The organism is Vibrio sp., from assembly GCF_047973365.1.
GTDB lineage: Bacteria > Pseudomonadota > Gammaproteobacteria > Enterobacterales > Vibrionaceae > Vibrio.
Genome location: NZ_JBKEBW010000104.1, coordinates 1 through 20,794 on the forward strand (window position 1 = coordinate 1; position 20,794 = coordinate 20,794).

At 42.1% G+C, this 20,794-nt stretch carries 23 protein-coding genes and 2 pseudogenes; 20 read left to right on the forward strand and 5 right to left on the reverse strand.

All coding sequences use genetic code 11. The annotated features are described in order from the left end of the window. The 14 genes and pseudogenes from ACK5MF_RS13515 to ACK5MF_RS13580 all read left to right on the forward strand — a co-directional run. Window positions 1–489, forward strand: a pseudogene (locus ACK5MF_RS13515) (phage tail protein); the annotation flags it as partial. Window positions 490–504: 15 nt separating this feature from the next. Then, entirely contained in the window at window positions 505–1,182 is a 678-nt protein-coding gene (locus ACK5MF_RS13520; RefSeq protein WP_416923063.1) for a hypothetical protein, read from the forward strand. Window positions 1,183–1,184: 2 nt separating this feature from the next. Further along, window positions 1,185–1,388, forward strand: coding sequence for a hypothetical protein (locus ACK5MF_RS13525; protein WP_416923065.1), 204 nt, complete (start codon window positions 1,185–1,187; stop codon window positions 1,386–1,388). A gap of 97 nt (window positions 1,389–1,485) precedes the next feature. Then, on the forward strand, window positions 1,486–1,731 hold the full coding sequence (locus ACK5MF_RS13530) for a hypothetical protein (protein WP_416923067.1): 246 nt from the start codon (window positions 1,486–1,488) through the stop codon (window positions 1,729–1,731). Then, complete coding sequence (locus ACK5MF_RS13535; protein WP_416923069.1) at window positions 1,724–2,902, forward strand: phage tail protein; 1,179 nt, start codon at window positions 1,724–1,726, stop codon at window positions 2,900–2,902. The genes ACK5MF_RS13530 and ACK5MF_RS13535 overlap by 8 nt, the downstream gene beginning before the upstream one ends. Then, a complete protein-coding gene (locus ACK5MF_RS13540) occupies window positions 2,895–3,371 on the forward strand; it encodes a phage major tail tube protein (protein WP_416923071.1) in 477 nt (158 codons plus the stop codon). The genes ACK5MF_RS13535 and ACK5MF_RS13540 overlap by 8 nt, the downstream gene beginning before the upstream one ends. A gap of 83 nt (window positions 3,372–3,454) precedes the next feature. Then, window positions 3,455–4,024, forward strand: coding sequence for a phage tail assembly protein (locus ACK5MF_RS13545; RefSeq protein ID WP_416923074.1), 570 nt, complete (start codon window positions 3,455–3,457; stop codon window positions 4,022–4,024). 115 nt (window positions 4,025–4,139) lie between these two features. Beyond that, window positions 4,140–6,827, forward strand: coding sequence for a phage tail tape measure protein (locus ACK5MF_RS13550; protein ID WP_416923076.1), 2,688 nt, complete (start codon window positions 4,140–4,142; stop codon window positions 6,825–6,827). A 28-nt stretch (window positions 6,828–6,855) separates the two neighbouring features. Continuing rightward, window positions 6,856–7,230, forward strand: coding sequence for a phage tail protein (locus tag ACK5MF_RS13555; RefSeq protein ID WP_416923078.1), 375 nt, complete (start codon window positions 6,856–6,858; stop codon window positions 7,228–7,230). Further along, entirely contained in the window at window positions 7,220–7,423 is a 204-nt protein-coding gene (locus tag ACK5MF_RS13560; RefSeq protein ID WP_416923080.1) for a hypothetical protein, read from the forward strand. Before ACK5MF_RS13555 ends, ACK5MF_RS13560 begins: the two co-directional genes overlap by 11 nt. Before the next feature lie 5 nt (window positions 7,424–7,428). Continuing rightward, on the forward strand, window positions 7,429–8,406 hold the full coding sequence (locus ACK5MF_RS13565) for a hypothetical protein (protein WP_416923082.1): 978 nt from the start codon (window positions 7,429–7,431) through the stop codon (window positions 8,404–8,406). A gap of 2 nt (window positions 8,407–8,408) precedes the next feature. Next, entirely contained in the window at window positions 8,409–9,638 is a 1,230-nt protein-coding gene (locus tag ACK5MF_RS13570; RefSeq protein WP_416923084.1) for a tyrosine-type recombinase/integrase, read from the forward strand. Window positions 9,639–9,744: 106 nt separating this feature from the next. Further along, window positions 9,745–10,032 carry a MarR family transcriptional regulator gene (locus ACK5MF_RS13575; RefSeq protein ID WP_416923086.1) on the forward strand — a complete coding sequence of 96 codons (288 nt, stop codon included), beginning with the start codon at window positions 9,745–9,747 and terminating at the stop codon, window positions 10,030–10,032. An 11-nt stretch (window positions 10,033–10,043) separates the two neighbouring features. Beyond that, window positions 10,044–10,709, forward strand: a complete 666-nt coding sequence (locus tag ACK5MF_RS13580; protein WP_416923088.1) for a hypothetical protein — start codon at window positions 10,044–10,046, stop codon at window positions 10,707–10,709. A gap of 505 nt (window positions 10,710–11,214) precedes the next feature. On the opposite strand, the gene ACK5MF_RS13585 is transcribed toward ACK5MF_RS13580, so the two are convergent. From ACK5MF_RS13585 to ACK5MF_RS13605, 5 genes are all read right to left on the reverse strand, one after another. Next, window positions 11,215–11,490: a BMC domain-containing protein gene (locus tag ACK5MF_RS13585; RefSeq protein WP_416923090.1), complete on the reverse strand. Its 276-nt coding sequence runs from the start codon at window positions 11,488–11,490 to the stop codon at window positions 11,215–11,217. A gap of 11 nt (window positions 11,491–11,501) precedes the next feature. After that, window positions 11,502–12,980: an acetaldehyde dehydrogenase (acetylating) gene (locus tag ACK5MF_RS13590; protein WP_416923092.1), complete on the reverse strand. Its 1,479-nt coding sequence runs from the start codon at window positions 12,978–12,980 to the stop codon at window positions 11,502–11,504. Window positions 12,981–13,120: 140 nt separating this feature from the next. Further along, window positions 13,121–13,954: a MerR family transcriptional regulator gene (locus tag ACK5MF_RS13595; protein ID WP_416923093.1), complete on the reverse strand. Its 834-nt coding sequence runs from the start codon at window positions 13,952–13,954 to the stop codon at window positions 13,121–13,123. Window positions 13,955–14,030: 76 nt separating this feature from the next. Then, entirely contained in the window at window positions 14,031–14,297 is a 267-nt protein-coding gene (locus tag ACK5MF_RS13600; protein ID WP_416923095.1) for a hypothetical protein, read from the reverse strand. After that, window positions 14,294–15,394 (reverse strand): hypothetical protein, encoded by a 1,101-nt coding sequence (locus tag ACK5MF_RS13605; protein WP_416923097.1) that lies wholly within the window; start codon window positions 15,392–15,394, stop codon window positions 14,294–14,296. Before ACK5MF_RS13605 ends, ACK5MF_RS13600 begins: the two co-directional genes overlap by 4 nt. A gap of 639 nt (window positions 15,395–16,033) precedes the next feature. On the opposite strand from ACK5MF_RS13605, the pseudogene ACK5MF_RS13610 reads away from it, so the two are divergent. The 6 genes and pseudogenes from ACK5MF_RS13610 to ACK5MF_RS13635 form a co-directional block, all read left to right on the forward strand. Beyond that, a pseudogene (locus tag ACK5MF_RS13610) lies at window positions 16,034–16,144 on the forward strand (BMC domain-containing protein); the annotation flags it as partial. 102 nt (window positions 16,145–16,246) lie between these two features. Further along, the gene (locus ACK5MF_RS13615; RefSeq protein WP_416923144.1) at window positions 16,247–16,576 is read left to right on the forward strand and encodes a BMC domain-containing protein; all 330 of its coding nucleotides are present in this window, start codon (window positions 16,247–16,249) and stop codon (window positions 16,574–16,576) included. 251 nt (window positions 16,577–16,827) lie between these two features. Beyond that, window positions 16,828–18,165, forward strand: a complete 1,338-nt coding sequence (locus ACK5MF_RS13620) for a 4Fe-4S dicluster domain-containing protein (RefSeq protein ID WP_416923099.1) — start codon at window positions 16,828–16,830, stop codon at window positions 18,163–18,165. Window positions 18,166–18,178: 13 nt separating this feature from the next. Continuing rightward, entirely contained in the window at window positions 18,179–18,730 is a 552-nt protein-coding gene (locus ACK5MF_RS13625; protein ID WP_416923101.1) for a BMC domain-containing protein, read from the forward strand. A 32-nt stretch (window positions 18,731–18,762) separates the two neighbouring features. Continuing rightward, a complete protein-coding gene (locus ACK5MF_RS13630) occupies window positions 18,763–19,113 on the forward strand; it encodes a BMC domain-containing protein (protein WP_416923103.1) in 351 nt (116 codons plus the stop codon). A 163-nt stretch (window positions 19,114–19,276) separates the two neighbouring features. Beyond that, window positions 19,277–20,749: an aldehyde dehydrogenase family protein gene (locus ACK5MF_RS13635; protein ID WP_416923105.1), complete on the forward strand. Its 1,473-nt coding sequence runs from the start codon at window positions 19,277–19,279 to the stop codon at window positions 20,747–20,749. Window positions 20,750–20,794 lie beyond the last annotated feature (45 nt).

Consider the following 20,794-nt stretch of genomic DNA (forward strand, 5'->3'; position numbering starts at 1 on the left):
AATTTCCCAACGCCGTGTTGGTGGATAAAACACCACGCCGTCGAGCCGGGCACGCCAGTTTATTGGTTAAGCGATGACATTCCAGAAAATGCGCTGCAAATCATGGATACAGACATCGATGCAGGGTTCTATCATCGTATTGCAAAAGCGTATCCGTCACTGGTTGCCGATGGAAAAATAAACCTAGCTGACATTCTCGGGCGCTATGTTCGTGTCGCTGATGGTGTGGATTATCTGGTGAATAGTACGCATGAAGATGCGATACGGAATATTACGGGTGGAATACCGGGTATACAGCATAAGAATTACAGTGTAAGTACAGGCGCATTTAGTCGTGAAGAATCAGGCGCACCTAACACAACATTGCAAGATTCTGCAACTGGCGGCAGCGGGGTGTACGGACATACGTTTAATGCTAGTCGAGTCGTCCCAACCGCATCACAAAATCAGCCAAAATCAACCATGGCAAACATCATCATCTTTATTTAATAAGAGGAAATATTCATGTCTCAACAACAATATTGGCTCTTTGATAAAGAGACGTTAATCATCAATCAAGTAGCGTTAATCGCAAAACAACGTGCAGGACAATATCAAATCCCACGGTACGGACTGATGAGCAAGCCACTTGAAGAAAAAGACGGCTATCAAGTGTGCGCCGTGCTCGATGAAAATGGATGCGCCATTGATAGCGAATACGTTGAAGACCATCGTGATAAAACCATCTACAACACACAAGACTGCACGCAATCAAAAACCGTTGAAAAGTTAGGTGCGGTAGAAGATGGTTGGACATTATCAAAGCCTGAAAACGCGATGCAAAAATGGCTAGATGTTCAGTGGGTTGATGATGAAGAAAAAATCGCACAATACAACGCCAAAACCGGCAAAGTAATTCGCGATAACGCAGTCAGCGACGACCTGAACGCTCTCGATGTCGGTTGGGATGTAGTGAATGATGCAGCCGATGTTCGCCGAGTTATCAACGATGCAGAAACCATCGGCGCACAAGAAACCGACACAACGCAGTTTCGACTTGCAGACAACTCATGGCGCGAAACGTCACTAGCAGAACTGCGTCAAGTGCTAACCATCTTCATTGCCCGCAAGCGTAGCATTTGGGAGCAATTCGCAACGTGGGATGCAACAGACAAGCTAGAAGCGTTTAAGCCGGAGTATTAGCCATGAAAACAACTCTAATCCTATGCACAGCCCTCACACTATCGGCATGCTCTAGCGTCTCGATTAAAGATGGTGAGCAAGATGCGATTGTTGGCAACGATCGCACACAAGGTGGCTGTCATGTTGCCGTTGATAAACACTTTCAAGGCACGGTGACGTATAAATCAACACGTTGCAGTGTTGTGATTGAAAGCGATTCAACGTAAACCCCGACACAAACTCATTTCTAACCGCTGTTTCCAGTTCTGGGCAGCGGTTTTTTATACCTAAATTTTACACCAAGCCTAACCGACAGGTGACTACATGACTAAACGAGCTCCAATTGTCGTTTATGAATATCCGATCTTAAAACCATTTCGACACAACGGTCGTTGGTGGTACCCGATCGATAAAACGATAAAACTTGCGCCACGCCAAACGCCGTTTTTATTGCGTTCTGGAAAAATTGGCCAGCGCAAACAACAGGTTGAAACGACTAATACTGCAGCGGTAAAGGTCGCGGTTTCAACTCAAGCCCCATCTAAATCGAAAGAGGTGAAGAATGGCTGAATTAACACCAATTAATGATTTCGTGCTTAATGGCGCGGAAGTGGACACCATTGAGCCGCCACCGTCGATGGGGCCATTAGCCGATCAGATCGTTTGTATAGTCGGTACTGCGCCTGATCGTGATGATGCCGCTTTGCCGTTGAACGAACCAACCCGACTTTTTAACTACACCGCTGGCATGGCGATGTTAGATAGCGTTGGTGATCGCCAAGGTACGCTGCCATATCTTTATCGTTACTTATACGAAAAGGTGAATTGCCCGATCTATGTGATTGTGGTGGAAGAAGGCGCTGATGAAAATGAAACTGAAGCCAACGTGATTGGTGATGTGGATGCAGCTACTGGCGCGTTAACTGGGATTAAAGCCATTAAAGGTTGCCCTGAAACACCAACTGTGATCGGTGCACCTGGCTTTACTTCGGTATCGATTGGTCAAGCGCTTGCTGGCATTGGTCGTGATATTCGCTCTCGCCCTGTACTAGATGGCCCAAATACCAACGATATGGAAGCGGCGGAGTTTGCTTCTTCATTCGGCAGCGAAGGTTCTGGTGAAGATAAGCTGACCATTATCGACCCGTGGTTTGTGACTAAGTATGACGGGCTTGAAGTGACGCTACCTGCTTCTATTGCCATGATTGCGGCTATGGCTTCGGTTGAAGGCTATGAATCACCACAAAACCAAGGTGTGAGTTGCTTATATACGTCTCGCAATGTGAGTTACAAAATCAACGATGCGACCACGCAAGCCAACTTCTTAAACAAGTATGGTGTGGCGACCATTGCACACACTCGCATGGGTGGTTATTCGATCATTGGTAACCGTACCAATACGGGGCGTTTTATCTCGCATGTTGGCCTTGAGGATTTACTGGCTCGTAAGCTTGAAGAAACCTCACAGCCTTACATGGGCGAAAACTTAACCGAAGATTTCATGAATCAAGTGGTTGAGAGTTTGAACTTGTGGGGGCAATCATTGGTTGCAGAAGACGTGATCCCGAGCTTTAACGCGTACCTTCACCCAGATAAAAACAACCTGGAGAATTACAAGTCCGGTCGTTGGTATTTGTGCGTGGATTATGGCCGTTACAGCCCGAACGAGCACATGGTTTACGAGCTGTCGGTTAACGATGGCATGATTGAAGCTTGGTTGGAGGAGACCGTCAATGGCTAAACGAATTCGACTACGACTCTCCGCATTGGTACAGGGTTTACCTTTGGCTAATGAAATTGTGGAATTTACTCCACCGGAAGTAAACGCAAAAACCGACACTAACGAAGGGCAGTTTGTGGCCTCTGAAGATATTGTGGGTTATGAAGCGCTAACTTGGAGCATGAAGGTTCAATGTGAGCGTTTCATGCTGATGCCGTTGCTTGGTAAATTCATTGCTCAAGATGCGCTGGTTAATGTGACCGAGCGTGGTAAAAACCAAGATGGTGTTTCGTACGTGGTGAACTACACCATGGGTGGGCCGATTAAATCGATTAAACAAGATACCGTGAAAATGGGTGAAAAGCCTGTATGTACGATTGAAGGTACGGCGAAAGCGTTCAAAGAAATCGACAACGGTATCCTGAACTACGACATCGATACTCGCACGGGTAAAACCATTATTGGTGGGTTTGATCAGACCGATATGTAACCCTGCTTTATCGCTTAAACGCTCTTACTTCTTATGAGGTAAGGGCGTTTTTTATGCCTGAATTTTGAATATTGGAAAACAAGATGAATAAGATTTGTAAGTTACCGTTTTTTAAACGTGGCGAAAGTGATGAAATGATCATTAATACGATTTCAGTGGCGGCATATCGCACGCTACCGCATGTTCATTTACATGAGCTTTCCGCTAAGCAAGCTTTTCAGCAACGTAAGGCGCTTATTAAAAATTGTACGGACATTACGGAAGATGAATTCAATCGCCTTTCGACACCGGATTTTAACACTCTCGCAGAAGATGCAATGACGTTTGTATCCATGCCTTCCGATGAACTGAAAGGCTTACCATTGGAAGTGAAAGATTGGACGTTTGATTTGTTGTTTCCATTTACTAACGAACTGGGCGACACCATTGCAACGATTAGCTTCAAGGTGCCGAATGTGGCGGCTTCTGAAATGTTGGCGGCAATTACTGATGACCAAGAACGTGAAGATTACATGTTCAAAGTGGTATGTGGCCTAGAAACCAAAGATTTAGAGCTGCTTTCAATCAATGATTACCTAACGTTAAAGCCGAGAGTTGGCGATTTTTTTCTACAGTCGGGGGATTACTTTCGCCCGATGACGTTCAAAGCCTAATCGATTTAATTCCCATGCACCGTAACACTTCTGAAGATGAGATCCGTAAGTGGCCTCAAGATGCGGCGGTGCGTCGGTACCAAATGATTTTGGATAAACTTGGAGTGAAAAGGCGATGAGTCAAAATGAGAAGATTGTCTTTTCACTGGAGACGGTGACCAAAGGCACGAAAGATATTCTTTCAACCACTTCTGCCACTGAGCGGTTGAACAAATCTTTACAAGAGCAAGGGGCAACGGTTAAGTCTCTAAATCAACAACTTGCACAAGTGAAGGGGTTTGAGTCAGCCAAAGTTCGAGCGAAAAAGTTATCACAGCAGCTTGATACGACTAAGCAGAAATTTGAGCAGTTAGGTATTGAGCTGAATGCTCAGAAAAAGAATACAGCAGCTTTACGTGTTGAGTACCGAAAAGCCGATCAAGAAGTTAAAGCACTCAACAAGCAAATGCAGTCGACAGGCCGTGAAGGTTCGGCTGGGCTTAAAGCTAAGTTGGCCGAAGCTGAAGCAAAAATGAACTCACTGAATGGTGAGATTCTTGAAAGCAAGCAGCGTCAAAATGAATTGGGTGTCGCTTATCGTAAAACGGGAAAATCGGTTGATTCGTTAACTGAGAAGCAGATGAAGCATCGTCGCACTATGGTTGATGTGAAACGTTCGCTTCGTGAGGCTGGCTTCAATACTCGCAATTTAAGTAGTGAGCAAAAGCGTTTAGAGAATCAAACTGATCAAACTAGCGCCTCTATTGCGAAACAAAATGCACGATTGAAAGAGATGAATTCAATTCAATCACGCATTGATAACCGCAATGCCAAGTTGAGCGCAATTGGTGGACAGGCGACCAGTTTAGCAATGGCGGCGGCTCCGCTGGGTGGCGCAGCTTACATGGCAATGAAGAATGAAAGTTCTTTTGCTAGTGTAAGCAAAGTGGTGAATATGTCGCCCGAGCAAGCCTCTGCTTTGAAATCTTGGTCATTGAAGCAATCAACTCAAACGCCAATGACAGCTGCAGAGATCAATGCCATGTTAGCGGCAGGTGGTCAAAGTGGTATTTCAGACATTAATCAGCTTAAAGCCTATGTGCAAGATGCGGCTAAAATGGGCGTGGCATTTGATGTTGATGCTCAGACTGCAGGTGAAACACTGGCAACCTTCAAAGCATCGATGGGGTTAGATCAGCAAGGGGCGATGAATTTAGCCGGCTTGGCTAACCTGCTTTCAAATAACACCAATTCGAAAGCGGCAGATATTGCTGATGTCATGGCTCGTCAAGGTGCAACAGCGCAAGGTTCTGGTTTTAAAATCAATGAAGCGACCGCGCTTTCTTCTGCATTGCTTTCAACAGGCATGGGGCGTGAACGTGCTGCTACGGCAATGAAAAATATATCCGGGCGGTTAACGCTTGGATCTGCTGCAAGTAAAACACAACAAAATGCATTGGCTGAAATTGGTTTTAATGCTGATGGACTTGCCGCCAGTATGCAACGTGATGCCTCTGGTTCTTTAATTAACGTGTTAAACGCGATTAAAAAAGCCCCGCTTGAAAAGCAAAGTGCTCTGATTACTCAGATCTTCGGTGAAGAGGTGAAAGGAGCGGTTGCTGCGTTAGCGGGTAACACTGAAAACTACGCCAAAGCATTGGAATTGGCAAACCGTGGTCAAAAAGCCAATATCGATTCTCTTAATCAAGAGTATCAAACCCGAATTAACACCTCTGAAAATGGCGTTGAGTTATTTACCAATAAATTAAGCCGGCTGGGGATTGTTTTTGGTGATGCGCTGTTGCCTGCTTTGAATTCAGCATTAGTGCCACTAGGTGCAATTGTTGATGGTGTGGCTGACTTTGCCGAAGAAAATAAAAGTTTAACTGCTGTGCTTGGCATTGGTGCAGCTGCTTTTATTGGCATTAAAGGAGCGATACTCGCTGGCAAGGCGGCGTCACTGATTTTTGGTAATACGATGGATAAGACTCGCCTTTATCGTAAAGGCTTAAATCGTGAAACCAAAGAAAGCGGCAATATTGCGGCTTATACGGCTAAGCAGTGGAGCAAACTGAATGCGGTTATGAGTCAAAGTCGCGGCGGCCGAAGTGGTGGCTCTGGTTATGGCGGCAGTTCCGGTGGCCGTCGTTCGAGTCGAACCCGTGGTGGCCTTGGTGCGCGTGTACGCTCTGGCTTTTCACGTATGCGTGGATCTCGTGGTTTGAAAACGGGATTAATGAGTCTTGTTGGCGGTGGTATTGCGATGGCGCCAATGCCGTCACTTGCTGCCGATGCTATTGATATTGGCGGTGACATTGCCATGAATGCCGGAAAGGTGGGGTTAGCGAAAGTGCTACGTCCGCTCGGTATGGCAATGAATGCGGTGGGTATTGCTGATGGCATGCAGGCTGGAAACATGACTCAAGTGGGTTCGAATGTTGGCGGCTTAGGTGGTTCATTGGCTGGGGCTGCTGCAGGTGCGGCGGTGGGTTCTGTAGTTCCTATTGTGGGTACGGCGATTGGCGGAATTATTGGCTCTGTGCTTGGTGGTATGGGCGGTGAAGCATTAGGAGGTTGGTTTGGCAACAAGCTTGATTCTCCCGATGTAGTTGCTGAAAAAATCGCTAAGGCTCAAGAGGCGAAAGAGTCTAAACCTCAATCGGTGACGTTTTCTCCTCAGATCAATATTACGGCTGCACCTGGTCAAAATACGGAAGACATTGGTAAGCATGCGGTTAACCAAATGAATGATCAGTTTGCCTATTTGATGGGCGGCAATACGATGACTACTCAGTTTAGTTATGCGGGAATCGACCGTAGTTAGATTGACTTTTTATTTATGAGAGAAGCGTATGAGACATTTGGCTATTGGCGATAAGGTGTTTGCGGTCAGCTCGGATACGCCTCTTACCTCGTTTGAGCGGCGCAGTTCTGGCTCATGGAATGAAGTTGGTCTAATTGGTTCAGCTCGATCTGAAAAGGTCGGGCGGCCTTTAGATTTCATCAATATTTCTTGTAAGTGGTTTCGTGATTCTGCATTTAATAATGTAGATGAACTACGAAAGATGATTGATAAGCCGCAGCAGGTGAGCGATGGGCAAGGGCGTAATTTTGGCCGTTGGACGATTAAATCCATTAGCGAAAAACGCTCTTACTTTACTAACGATGGTAAGGCGATGGTGACGAATTTAGATCTCGGCCTGCAGGAGTTTCGTGGTGAAAGTTGAAGCACAAGCTGGAGAGTTGATTTTAGACTTTCTATTTAAACAAACGGGGCAGGATGATGATTTACTCACTGCCTCTTTTTATGAATTGAATCCTCACGTTCGTGGGGATTTTTTTTTGGAAACGACTTTGGTTACGGTGCCAGTGCCTGTGGCGACCGATGACGTTAAAAAAGTCACCAAAGCGTGGGGATAGAGAATATGGCAAGAATTCGCTTAGTAGGAAAAAACAGTGATTTGATGATGGCGCGTTTAAAGTCATTCAATTTGGAAGATTCGGAAGGCGTTAAGGGTGATTCTTTAACGCTGGTGATCAGTTCTGATGATGTGAGCGGTTTACCGCCAAAAGGTGAAAGATACCAGGTGTATTTGGGGAATGTGGAGCGCGGTCAGTTTGCTATTTCTCAGCGTAAGTTTTCGGTGTACCCGAAAGAGATCACGCTTGTGTTAACCGTGGCGCCATTTTCTGTGTTGGATAAATCGTTTCGTGAGCGCAAGTCCTCAAGTTGGGAAAAATGTTCTATCGATCAGGTTGTGAAAGAAGCGACCCCCTCTGGCTTTGATGTTTTTGTGCATCCTGCATTACAAAATATTGTAATCGAGCATGTGGATCGCACGGAAGAAAGTACCTCTGCTTTTTTGAACCGATTGGCGAAAGATTACGATGCGGTGGCAAAGCCTGTGGGTGAGCAGCAATATGTATTTTTGCCAAAAGGCCAAGCCAAAGCGCCTAATGGTGAGGAAATTGAAACCATTACCTTGTCACTTCCTACAGATAATAATCCTAACTCTGGCTCGTTTGTGAATGTGTCGGGTTCGCTGGATGGGCGAAATGAGTTTAGTGGGGTTAAGGCGTTTTATGTTTCGACTGATGATGGCTCTCGTCAAGAAGTCACAAAAGGTACAGCACCATTCAAGCTATTGGCGAAAGATAAAAACTCAAAACAAGAAGCCATTCAAGCGTGTGCAGCTGAGCTGAGAAAGATTGAACGAGAGGGCCGCAAGATCTCAATTGATGCTCCCGTTAACCCAAGTGCATTCGCTGAAGGTGTGGTGATTTTAGATGCGTCGTTCGATGAGACGATTCGTGGTAAATACAGCCTTGATCGGGTGAGTTTTTCTGGCGAAGGGTTGCAGGCAAGCCGAATGAGTGCAGCGGCAACATTGGTAATGGAGTAACTATGACGTCTATTCGTATGAATCAGAATGTGTTTTTTAATTCAACGGTGACCGTGCGTATGTCGGAGGCGCAGATCCGTAAGCATATTAATGACCGCCGTGTGTCTGAATTGAAAGATGAGCGCAGTTCTTTGTATTTGCGCTTTAATGCGGCCAGAACTGGGGGAACTTGGTGGTTGCGTATGTATGAAAAGGGGATGGAATCTAAAATTCGGATTGGGCGCTATCCTACCACGCAAGCAAAAGATGTTTTGAAGTTGGCTAGCGCTGCTACGGTGAAAATCAAGGAAGGTGAGGTGGTTGAATGCCATCGCTTTGATACGGTTGATCAGTTGATTGATTGGCATGTTAAGCGGGAATGTTTGAAGAAGCTTTCTAGCCGTGAGCGTTTGAATAACTTGAAGAGTATGGCTGAGCGTCATTTGATTGGAATGTTTCATTGTTTGCCGTTGATGCAATTGGACCACGACAAGATTGATGATGTGCTGATCAAGCCGATGTTTGCTGATGGGTATTCTGTGGCGTATGTGCGTGCCTTATTTAATGTGTTGAAAACAGCGTGTCGAACGGCGTTGAAGTTGAAATACATTACTGTGAATCCGTTGGCTGATGTTCAGTTTAAGCATTTCTTTCATGAGAATTATTCTCTGACTAAGGCGCAGTTAAAAGGCTGTCGATTAAGTGCGGATCAGTTGCCTGATGTGCTTGGTGTTGTGAAGGGAGCTGCGTGGCCTGCACGTATGTTGGTATTAATGATGTTGGGGCATGGTAGCCGTATTGGTGAGACTCGCCGTACTAAATGGAGTGACATTAGTTTTGTGATGAAGCGCTGGACGATTCCAAAAGATGAAGCGAAAAATGACAATGAGATGGTGTACCCACTGTCGGATTGGATGATTGAGCATTTGCGTTCTTATCAAGCGTGGCAAGTTGAGTCAGGCTATTGCGGTGAGTATTTGTTTCCGATTTCTGTTAAGTCGAAAAGCCCGGTGTATGCATCTTTGGCTAGTCAGTGGGTGAGGTTAATTTCAAAGGGTAAGTGGTCTGCGCATGATTTGCGTAAGCGTGCCCGTTCTATTTGGCAGGATATTGGGGTTGATTACATTGTGTGTGAATCATTGCTCAATCATGCCAGGGGAAGTCTAGATCAAGTTTATATCCATACTCACATGGAAATTCAGAAGAAAGAGGCGATTAACGCTTACCATGAATGGCTAAAAAAGCACTGGTGAACCGCCCGTAGACCGCCCTCAATGTTTTATCTCGATCCTTTCTAGCTCTTATCAGATCAACTTCTAACCATCATTTCAAAATAAATCAAAGCGGATGATTTTAGGTATGCAAAATTTAGCAAAAAACCAGCCGATCGACGCACGTTTGTCGGCTGTAGCGAGGCTGTTGCCTCATCAAGTGAACTATGTGCGATTAAGCAAAACACAGCTGAGAGTGTTGCAATCGATCAATATAGGGGAGCAAGTGACAGCGGTTGAGATAGCCAACCGCTGTGGAGTTTCGACTTCGTTTGCGAGTACGTTGCTTAAAAACCTTAAAGAAAAAGGGTATTTGAGACGTAAGGTATTGACGCATGAATCTGGCGGGGTAGAGTTCGGGTATTTGGTTTTGTGAGGACATTAAGAGTGCAAAAAAATAAATGGTTATTGGGTTTTACTGGTTTTATTTTGATTTTGCCTATTATTGGTTATGTTTGGAAATTTTATGGGCCACTATCTGAAGTTGAGAATGATTGGGCATCTTTTGCAGCATACATGAGTGGCCTTTATACACCGATTTTGACATTTGGTACGTTGTGGGTTTTGTTCAACCAATTTCAGCTGCAAAAGCAAATGCATCAAGACCAAATAAATTACCAGAAAGATATTGAGAATCAAAAGGCGATAGAGTCACGAGGGGAAATATTGTCAAACACAGCACAAAGATTTCTGAATGAAATGTGTTATCGGTATGATAAATACTATAGTGAAAATTCCTCCCCAGGATATCAAAACTTTCTTCAAGATCTAGCAGCAGATATACACAAAGTGAATGATCATTTGAACATGTTTAAAGCAGGGATGCTTGGGCTGTTAGATATACTAGAGCAATTGAAAGATGATAAATATCACCATTTGTATAATGAGATTATTCTATGCTCTAAATCAAAACTTCCCATTTCGTTCTTGTCTACTGCTGAGGATTTGATAAAAGAGTCAGTGAAAACCTTAAAGTATAAGCATTTTGAACCGGTACTTAGAGGGTTTGCTATTGAGGTGAGTAATATTAAATTTGATAGAAAGGCAAAATAGGTTCTTTCTGAGGCTTTAGACCTACAAACGAGGGCGACCCACGCGCTGTAAAAATTTTTCGGTCGCCTTAGTCACCACCACCAAGGTCATTCCATCTCTCTCTTTCTCGGATACTTCTCTTTTCGTGACGCGTAACGAACGCAATGCAGTGCATATCGTTATGCGAACTATGAACGACGGTAAAATTGAACTTTTCATTTTATGAGTCCGTTTATTCTTTCAATTTCATAATATTTCTTTAAAATGACCAATCTTGCCTATCTGTACAAAATTAATGAGTACCAAAATGAGTGCCAATTTTAAGGTGATAAGCAATAAAGAATTCGTAACTCATTGATTGTAAAGTGAGTTTAAATTTATCAAGTGCTACTGGGTATGTTGCATGTGAGTTAGATACTGAAGGTTACTTGAATATAAAGGTTGTTGCATAAAATAGAGCCACTCATATGAGTGGCTCAAATCAGTAAAGTTAGAGCAATACTGATATCAGGGGTAAGGGTTAACCTTAGTTTTTAGGCAAAATGCTCTCTACGTCGCTATGAGGACGAGGGATAACGTGAATGCTAACAAGCTCACCAACAGCTTTTGCTGCAACAGCACCTGCTTCAGTTGCTGCTTTTACTGCGCCAACATCGCCACGAACCATAACAGTAACTAAGCCGCTACCAACTTGTTCACGACCAACAAGCTCTACATTCGCAGCTTTAACCATTGCATCGGCAGCTTCGATTGCGCCAACAAGACCTTTAGTCTCGATCATTCCTAGTGCATTTAAAGACATATCATACTCACTTATTTAATTTGTCTATGTTCAGACATATTCTTCAGTTCATTGATGATCATTTTAGTGATCATTTCCACGTTTACGGATTCTTGATGTAATGCAACATCTGTTTTAGGCGTTGCATCTGTACAATGGTTATACGACAGAGTTCCTGTATCATAAGCAATGCGACGAATGTCCATTAGGTGCATCGGTGTCACATTGTCTGATGTTGAACTTCCACCCACCGCACCACAACCTAGGGTAAAAGATGGGAATAGGTTGGTTGATAAACCCACTGCACCATGCGTTGATGGGGTGTTGACGAGCATGCGTGAAACCGGCTTTCTCAAACCAAAGGCACAAATCACGGCTTCATCTTTAGAGTGGATGGCGAACGAGTGACCGATACCGCCGTTGTGCAGAAGTTGAGTTGCGAGCTCACATGCTTCGTTCCAATCTTCAACTGTATAGTAACCCAATAACGCGGTTAATTTCTCTTTAGAGAATGGGTGCTTTGGACCAACGCCAGGCTCTTCACCAATCAACACGCGAGTACCCATTGGAATACTAATACCGACTAAATTGGCAATGTATTGCGCATCTCGTCCAACAATAGCAGGGTTCATTGAACCGTCTGGACGTTCCATAACGGTCTTCACTTTCTCAAGCTCAGCCCCTTGCAGGAAGTAACCGCCTTGGGCTTTTAGCGCTTCTCTTACCTGAGCATCAATCGCTCTATCTGTGATAATCGCTTGCTCTGAAGCACAAATTGTACCGTTGTCGAATGTCTTACTTGCCATGATTTTGCTCACAGCATCTTGAATATCAGCAGTACGTTCGATGTACACAGGAACGTTACCGGCACCCACACCGAGCGCAGGCGTACCAGAGCTGTATGCCGCCTTCACCATAGCCGGTCCACCCGTCGCTAGGATAAGGTCAACCCTACGCATTAACTCGCCACTGCCTTCAATGGTCGGAATGCTCATTACACTAACGAGGTTTTCACTCACACCACACGCGTTTAGAGTGCTACGAATGAGTGCAACGGTTTCGCCGATACACTTTTTCGCACTTGGGTGTGGAGTAAAAATGATGGCGTTGCCCGATTTTAAGGAAATTAGTGACTTATAAATCGTAGTCGACGTCGGGTTAGTTGAGGGTACAATGCCAGCGATGACACCAATAGGCACAGCCACTTCAATGATTTTTTTGTTCACGTCGTTATTGATAACGCCGATGGTTTTCATCTCTTTGATGGCGATGTGAAGTTTTTCACTGGCTAAGATATTTTTTGTGGTTTTGTCTTCAACCTTACCAAATCCGGTTTCTTCTACCGCAAGACGAGCGAGTGGGTTCGCTTGTGCTTGAGCGGCTTTGGCAATGGTTTCAACAATGGCATCAATACGCTCTTGACCAAGCTGAGCAAATTCTTGCTGTGCAGTACGAGCAGAAGTCACTAATGCTCGTGCTTCTTGGATCGACAATAGATCTTTATCTACCATTATTTTGCCTCATGATTATGCGTTTAAATTAATAATTTAAATTTATAAAATTATTAACCATAGCTATTTCATGGTTAACATAACCTTTCACTTAAGGGGAAGGTAAATATCTTTATTGGAATAATGATGCACAGGTCATGTTATTTTGATGAAATATTCTTCTTACCTGGTATCAATACTTCAGTTATAAATTTATTGCTATCTCTGCTTGTCCAATAATCAAGAACGTATCGTTCATAACACTCATTTTCTAATGAATAATCGTTTGATTCTGCCCACTTAGTTATCTTATCATAGGTTTGTTTAATCGTTTTATGGCTACCTATGTGATAACATCTAACCATAGATTGAGCTCCAATAAACATAGTGTTTTCAGGAGGGCAAGAAAATATGGCTTTCTGTAGAATACATGTTTTATTCACTCCAGAAATGCGTTCTTGATAAGAATTAAATTTAAGTATGATAGGACCTGCAATATGAGCCTTTAATTGCTCAACATATTCGGTAAATTCAATGTTTATGACAGTGCTCTGAATGTTTTCATCAAAGCTTTGTTTTAGAAATAAATAATCATTTCCTGGGAAAAATAGGACAGAGACGTTAGTGTCTTGGCTTTGTTGGACACTCTGCGCTTCTTGTATAAGATTGAACCAATCGTGGACTGAGCTATATCTTATTTCCCACTCTTTTTTCTCTCGATGAAAGTCATTCATTTTTTGCTGAAAAATGTCTAACATCATTTGGTCGGTATCATCATGTTGGTTGATGATCTTCGTCATTTCTTCTAACGTAAATCCCATTTGTTTATAATACTTTATCACAGGGATTAATAATAAACTGTTATCATCATAATAACGATAATTGTTAGCATTTGAACGTAGTGATTTTACCAATCCAATCTTGTCATAATAGCGGAGCGTTTTAGTAGAGATATGGCATAACTTACTGGCATCTCCAATCGTATATTTATTCAAACTATCCACCTTATACAACTCTTTGAATCTAGAATAGATAAGGGAGTATTTTACAATACTCCCTTATTGCCTTTATCTAATCATGTATATAACGATTTATCGTTTGTTTACCTTCTTCATGTGCTCTGAAGTATAATAATAGCTCGTTATCCTCATCAAACTTGCTACCTACACCTTCAATTAAGCCGTTAGCTTCTGCGGTAAGTAAGGCTTCTAAAATGTCTTTTTTAGTGAAAGCTTTAAATGCCCCATATTCTGAACTTAGTGTTGCCATTACTTCAGCCGTGCTCGCTTTGTCAACTTTGGTGAAATATTTAAGTATTGCAAAGTTTAGTGGTTTCATTGGTTGTTATCCTTTTTGCTTTTGAATAGATCCATTGGGTTCATAGCGATGATAAAAATACCAACGACCATCAGTAGTGCTGCAAACCAAGCAATAGGAGCCATCTCCCAGCCAGCAATACCGAACATTACACCAATCACAATCCAGCAGCAGAAAGGTCCCCAGAAGGAGAATGTGCCGTTACATGCCATCCCCAGAGCGGCACCACACATTGCATTACCTTTGTACCAGAACATAAATGCGCCATAAGCCGCTAAACCAGCAAGGACGAAATAAGGCATAGATTGGAAGTCGGTTAACGCTTGGAATACCATTGCAGGACCATTTTCACCGCCAATCAGACCAAAGAGAGGGACTAAAATCACAAGGTTAGTCAAACCTGAAGTGACTTGACGAATAGTGATACCGATTTCAGGGTCAACCATCGAGACACTGTAGCCTGCAACACAGCCTTCGATACCCCAGAAAAGCGCAGCAACAAAGCCAAAGAAGATGCCGAGCATGACTGTTGAAGATGAATCAGTATCGAGACCAGCTGTACCACCGATAAGCACACTAGCGCCAAAGCAGATGACAATACCAAGTATCATCCGTGGCGATAGCTCTTGTTTGAAAATGATTCGAGCTAAAATTGCACCAATAGCAGGACAAAGAGCACTGATCGGAACAACAATTGAACCTGCCATTTGCAGACCAACAACATAAGCGGTACTGGCTAGTGGACCACCAATAATTGCTGACATAACCAAGACCTTACCTGGTTTAGTTTTAATCGAGCGAGCAAAATCACTTAAGCGACCACGTGCTCCAGCAATAATTAATGCCCAAATTGCACTCGCGGAGTCTGTGAGTGCCGCACCAATCGCTGCAAGTAGATATGTAGTTGCAAATAGAGTGAGACCAGAATTATCTCCATACCAAACGGTCCAAATACCCATCGACATAGCAAGAGTCATAAAGGCGGTATAAAAACCATATGAAAGACCAGAAGTTAGGGCGACAGAAATACCTTTGTTACGAAAGCTATTTCTCATCTTCAGTTCAGCTTGCTCAGCTGAGTTATTGGGGGTATCAGTTAGTATATTTGTTTGTTCCATGTAATCAATTTCCTCTTTTTAAATACGTCATCTAGATTTAACACATGAATGTATTTGAGATGTATTCATTCAATATGTGGAGGTTGATACTTAGAAGTATTCTACTGGTCTGGATTTAAAATGAGTTGCTATGACTATCATAAAAATAAAGTAAGATAATTTCTTATATGGAAATAGGGAAAAACCTACAAAATGTATCAATCATTGATAGTTTAGTTTTCAGACCTTTTGTAATGAATAATTCAGTATTTATGAGCAATAGTCTTAAATACGGTTTGATAATATGCTTGTATTCATAGTCTTCAATGATAAATAACAACGTTTGTGATAATAATCACGAGATATATTTAAATTTAAATAAATTTAATCTAACTGGTTTTTTGTGATTAATATCATAATAATTAGTGGTTTTTTTATTTGAAATATGCTCGTTGTCAACGAATTAGAACTATTTAATTAAAATAAATTGACCTTCCCCTTAAGGGGAATCTTATTCTGTTTGGTGAATCATTTTATTTCGTCAAGATAATTTATACGGGGTATAAATAAATGGCAGGTTCCATTAAATATCAAGGTGAAGAAGCTCTAGGTCTTATAGAAACGCTAGGAATGGTTCCTGCTATCTATGGTGCTGATGCTATGCTCAAGACAGCTAATGTAAATCTTGTAGCATATGAAAATATCGGTTCTACACTGGTTACCGTTATGGTTAAAGGTGATGTTTCCGCTGTTGAGGCTGCCGTTTCTGCTGGTGCAAATGCCGCAAGTAGCATCGGTGAGTTGACTGCATCGAATACTATGCCGCGTCCAATCAAACCAATTGGAAAAATTGTCTCTGTTCATGGTGTTTCAATCGACAATCCTCAAGACGAAACAACCCGTCGCCCTAAGGCTTTAGGTTTGATTGAAACATTTGGTATCGTACTGGTTCTCGAAGCTGCAGATGCAATGATTAAATCTGCGGATGTAGAGCTTATTGGTTATGAAAACGTTGCTTCGGGATATATTTCCGTGCTTGTTCAAGGTGATGTATCTGCTTGTATTGCTGCCGTTGAAGCCGGGGTTCGTGCTGTAGAAAATATGGGTAACAAAGTATATAGTTCAGTAGTTATCCCTTCTCCTCACCCAGAACTAGAAAAAATAGCTAACTTATACAATATCGATAATTTGTTACCTGAGTAATTTACTTTATTGAAGGAAATTACTTACACCATAATATGGGACATGAGTAAAAATTTGACGTTAATTAATTATTCTCATTGCGAATTAATTTTTCAAAGCGAAAAATAATAAATTGTTAATTGTAAAAGAACGCTGTTATTAAGTTATTTGATACAGATAGTAAAATTAAATTAACCATTTAGTAACATATTTTGTGTAAGTAATTAATCGTCAAATTGTGTAAATATTATGTAAGCCCTCGAAGGTAGAGTATGAACAAAAACGATATTATCAATATTATCAAAAATGCTGGCATCGTTGGTGGTGGTGGCGCTGGTTTACCCTCTCATATAAAGGCTCAAGCGACGGTTGATACAGTTCTAGTTAATGGCGCTTCTTGTGAGCCTCTGTTAATGAGTGACCCATACCTTATCGAAAATGCCGGAACACTAATGTTGAAAGGTGTTGCTGCGATGTTAAATGCTACAGGAGCTAACCGTGGCATTGTTTGTTTGAAAGCGAAGCATAAAGAAGCATTAAAGTCGATACGCACTACAGTGGCAGAATTTGCTGACCCACGTATTGAAATCTGTGAGTTAGAGAATTTTTATCCAATCGGTGATGAGCACGTATTGGTCCATGAAGTATTGGGCAGGACTATTCCACAAGGTGGTTTACCTCTTCACGTTGGTGCCGTCGTTAGTAATGTTGAAACCTTCTATAACATTGGTTTAGCTCTTGATGGTCAGTCAGTGACTGATCGTTATCTCACTGTTTTTGGTGCAGTGAAAACACCTATGGTTGTGCGGGCATCTGTTGGAACAAAGGCTTCTGATGTCATTAAACATGCCGGTGGTGCGACAATTGATAATTATGTTGTCGTGGATGGTGGTCCAATGATGGGACGAATATTAACAAACGTTGATCAACCTATCACTAAAACAACCAGTGGAATTTTAGTTCTTCCACCAGAACACACTGTTGTTGCAAGAAAAATCATGCCTGCCAATCAGGTACGCAAGATGACAACCTCTATGTGTTGTCAATGTTCATTATGTACTGAGCTTTGTCCTCGCTACTTGTTAGGGCACGATATTAATCCACACAAACTCACAAGAATCAATGCTCACAATATTGAAGATGTCGTGAACAACAAAGAAGCGCATAAAGCATTGCTCTGCTCTGAGTGTGGCGTTTGTGAAAAGTTTGCTTGTCCGCTAGGTCTTTCTCCACGTGAATTGAACGCGCAAATTAAAAAGACATTACGAGAGAATGGTGTTCGCTTAGATCTCAGAGGTGAGCAAAGATCGGCTCATCCATTTAGAACTAGTCGCCGGGTTCCAACACAACGTCTTATTCAACGCCTTGATCTAGAAAAATTCGATGTGGGCACAATTGATGGTGGCATTCTCATCCCTGAACAAGTCTCCATACCTCTGGCTCAACATATTGGAGCTCCTGCAGTCTGCCTTGTGAAAGAGGGCGATAGAGTAGAAAAAGGGCAATGTATCGGTGATATTCCAGAAGCAAGTATGGGCGCAAGAGTACATGCGAGTATTTCTGGAGTGGTCTCTTCGATAAAAAATAATGTAGTAACAATCAATAAGTAATAGGTAGGACTCTATGCAATTGCAAGCGATCGGTTGTGTTGAATTAAACAGTGTGGCTGTAGGTATTCAAGTTGCTGATGCCATGATTAAAGCGGCAAATGTAGAACTTATTATGGCAAAAACAACATGTCCTGGCCGTTACCTCATTGTGGTTACTGGTGACACATCGGCAGTGACAAGTAGTGTTGACTCTGGGTGTTTCATCGGTTCTGCTATGGTCGTGGATAGCTTTGTTATCCCACATGTTCATTCTGCTGTTGGAACTGCACTTCAAGGAGTATCAACTTGTGAAGAAATGAATTCGATTGGTGTTATCGAAGTTTATACCTGTGTTGGATGTATTATTGCCGCGGATGCAGCAGTCAAATCTGCCGATGTTCAGGTGCTTGAAATTCGCTTTGCAGCAGGTCTAGCTGGTAAAGCTTATGTCATCTTGTCTGGCGATTTAGCCTCTGTGGAAGCGGCAGTACAAACAGGTGTTGCTGGCGTTGGCGATTCTGGCCCAGTATTGAGTCATGTGGTGATTCCTGCACCAAGTAAAGATTTACATAAATATCTTGTTTAAGAACGAGTTAGTTCTGGATCGAAGTTATTCATATGTATGAAGAAATAAAACAACGCATAATTCAAGAACATGTACCAGGGAAACAAATAACTCTGGCGCATGTTATTTCAAACCCACAGCCTGAACTTTTTTCTATATTAAATATAAATAAGGAAAAAGGTAATGCCATTGGGATTTTGAATATCACACCATGTGAAGGTGCAATCATTGCAGCTGATGTCGCCACAAAAACTGCGGCAGTTAACATTGGTTTTTTAGATGGTTCAGCAGGTTCACTTATTATTACTGGTGATGTGTCAAGTGTTGAAACTGCCGTTCAAGAAGTTGTCGGTTACTTTATTAATAAACTGAAATACGACGGCGTATCAATGACTAGAACATAATTGTAATTTATTAGATGAAATTAATTATCTAAGCTGTTTCAGTTAACATTTTTTATATATTGAATATTGCTTATGTTGACCTTCCCCTAAAGGGAAATGATACGTTTATCTTAAATTCAAAACCATAAAACTACTGACCAAATAGGTAGGACAGATCATGATAATGGATAAGGATCTTCTTTCCATACAAGAATCAAGAGTTCTTATGGAAAATTCAGCTAACGCACAACAAGAGTTAGCGGCATTTTCTCAAGAAAAACTTGATAACATTGTTGAAGTCATGGCTGCTAGTGTCTCAAAACACGTTGAACGTTTAGCTAAACTGTCTTTTGAAGAAACTGGTTATGGATGTTGGCAAGATAAAGTAAAGAAAAATCAATTTGTTATTCAACAAGTTCTGGCTTACTTGCGTTCAATTCAATGCGTTGGTGTTATCGCTAAAGATGAGCAGCTACGCACAATGGATATTGGTGTGCCTTTTGGTGTGTTAGTTGGTTTGTGTCCAGTGACCAGTCCCGTGTCGACCACTATCAATAAAGTATTAATGGCTATCAAGTCAGGTAATAGTATTGTTTTCTCTCCTCATCCTCACGCAAGCAACTGTATTAAAGCCGCGCTTGATTGCATGATTGAAGCCGCAGAAAATGCCGGATTACCCGTTGGCTCTATTGCCTATATGAATACGGTAACAAAAGATGGAACAAGAGAACTACTAAACCATCCGAATGCAGCACTATTACTGTTGACTGGTGTTCCTGGCATGGTTGAACTTGGACGTCGTTCTGGTAAACCTGTTATTTATAGTGGAACTGGTAATGGTCCAGCCTTTATTGAACGCACGGCCGATGTTGCTCAGGCTGTTGAAGATATTGTGAATAGTAAAGCGTTTGATCATGGCATTGCACCAGCAGCTGAGCATTCGGTCATTGTTGAATCGTGTATTGAACCTCAAGTTCGTTCACTATTGCAGGCACAAGGCGCGTATTTTATGACCGAAGAAGAGTCATATACCTTAGCTCATCTGCTCTTTTCTGAAACAGGTAGACATAGACCTGGTATGGTTGGTGTCTCCGCTAAACAGCTAGCAAGCAGAGCGAATATTTTGGTTCCTGATAATGTTCGCCTTTTAGTTGCTGAACGCAAATATGTGGCTAAAGATGATCCTTACTCCAAGGAATTATTAGCTCCAGTTGTGGCTTATTATGTTGAAGAAGATTGGCAAAATGCATGTGAAAAATGTATTGAACTTTTACTTCATGTTCGTCATGCCCACACACTAACGATTCATTCTAATGATGAAAAAGTTATTGGTCTTTTTGCTTTGAAAAAAGCCGTGGGAAGGCTGTTAGTTAATACAGCAGCTTCTTTTGGTGGTATTGGTTTAACTACCAACTTGACACCATCATTATCATTGGCAAATAGATTTTATGGTCAAGGTATAACGGCAGATAATATATCACCACGTAATTTAATTTATATAAGAAAAGTAGGTTATGGGGTTAGGAAAATAGATACCGAATCATTAATAAAAGAAGCTGAATCATCAACACAAACACCAGTTTTATATAATGATGATTCTATTGATGCTCTACAAAGAGTTATTCAAAACGCAATTAGAATGATGCAAAGTAATTAGTTCTAATAGTAGATGATTGCAATGAAAGTTATGAATAAATAAGAC

Bases quoted from the DNA above. Each gene is read 5' to 3' on its own strand.
- ACK5MF_RS13625 (WP_416923101.1), top strand. From the start codon at position 18,179: ATGCAATTGCAAGCGATCGGTTGTGTTGAATTAAACAGTGTGGCTGTA.
- ACK5MF_RS13585 (WP_416923090.1), bottom strand. From the start codon at position 11,490: ATGTCTTTAAATGCACTAGGAATGATCGAGACTAAAGGTCTTGTTGGC.
- ACK5MF_RS13590 (WP_416923092.1), bottom strand. From the start codon at position 12,980: ATGGTAGATAAAGATCTATTGTCGATCCAAGAAGCACGAGCATTAGTG.
- ACK5MF_RS13605 (WP_416923097.1), bottom strand. From the start codon at position 15,394: ATGGAACAAACAAATATACTAACTGATACCCCCAATAACTCAGCTGAG.
- ACK5MF_RS13630 (WP_416923103.1), top strand. From the start codon at position 18,763: ATGTATGAAGAAATAAAACAACGCATAATTCAAGAACATGTACCAGGG.
- ACK5MF_RS13570 (WP_416923084.1), top strand. From the start codon at position 8,409: ATGACGTCTATTCGTATGAATCAGAATGTGTTTTTTAATTCAACGGTG.
- ACK5MF_RS13575 (WP_416923086.1), top strand. From the start codon at position 9,745: ATGCAAAATTTAGCAAAAAACCAGCCGATCGACGCACGTTTGTCGGCT.
- ACK5MF_RS13545 (WP_416923074.1), top strand. From the start codon at position 3,455: ATGAATAAGATTTGTAAGTTACCGTTTTTTAAACGTGGCGAAAGTGAT.
- ACK5MF_RS13520 (WP_416923063.1), top strand. From the start codon at position 505: ATGTCTCAACAACAATATTGGCTCTTTGATAAAGAGACGTTAATCATC.
- ACK5MF_RS13555 (WP_416923078.1), top strand. From the start codon at position 6,856: ATGAGACATTTGGCTATTGGCGATAAGGTGTTTGCGGTCAGCTCGGAT.
- ACK5MF_RS13530 (WP_416923067.1), top strand. From the start codon at position 1,486: ATGACTAAACGAGCTCCAATTGTCGTTTATGAATATCCGATCTTAAAA.
- ACK5MF_RS13550 (WP_416923076.1), top strand. From the start codon at position 4,140: ATGAGTCAAAATGAGAAGATTGTCTTTTCACTGGAGACGGTGACCAAA.
- ACK5MF_RS13635 (WP_416923105.1), top strand. From the start codon at position 19,277: ATGGATAAGGATCTTCTTTCCATACAAGAATCAAGAGTTCTTATGGAA.
- ACK5MF_RS13600 (WP_416923095.1), bottom strand. From the start codon at position 14,297: ATGAAACCACTAAACTTTGCAATACTTAAATATTTCACCAAAGTTGAC.
- ACK5MF_RS13565 (WP_416923082.1), top strand. From the start codon at position 7,429: ATGGCAAGAATTCGCTTAGTAGGAAAAAACAGTGATTTGATGATGGCG.
- ACK5MF_RS13525 (WP_416923065.1), top strand. From the start codon at position 1,185: ATGAAAACAACTCTAATCCTATGCACAGCCCTCACACTATCGGCATGC.
- ACK5MF_RS13535 (WP_416923069.1), top strand. From the start codon at position 1,724: ATGGCTGAATTAACACCAATTAATGATTTCGTGCTTAATGGCGCGGAA.
- ACK5MF_RS13620 (WP_416923099.1), top strand. From the start codon at position 16,828: ATGAACAAAAACGATATTATCAATATTATCAAAAATGCTGGCATCGTT.
- ACK5MF_RS13540 (WP_416923071.1), top strand. From the start codon at position 2,895: ATGGCTAAACGAATTCGACTACGACTCTCCGCATTGGTACAGGGTTTA.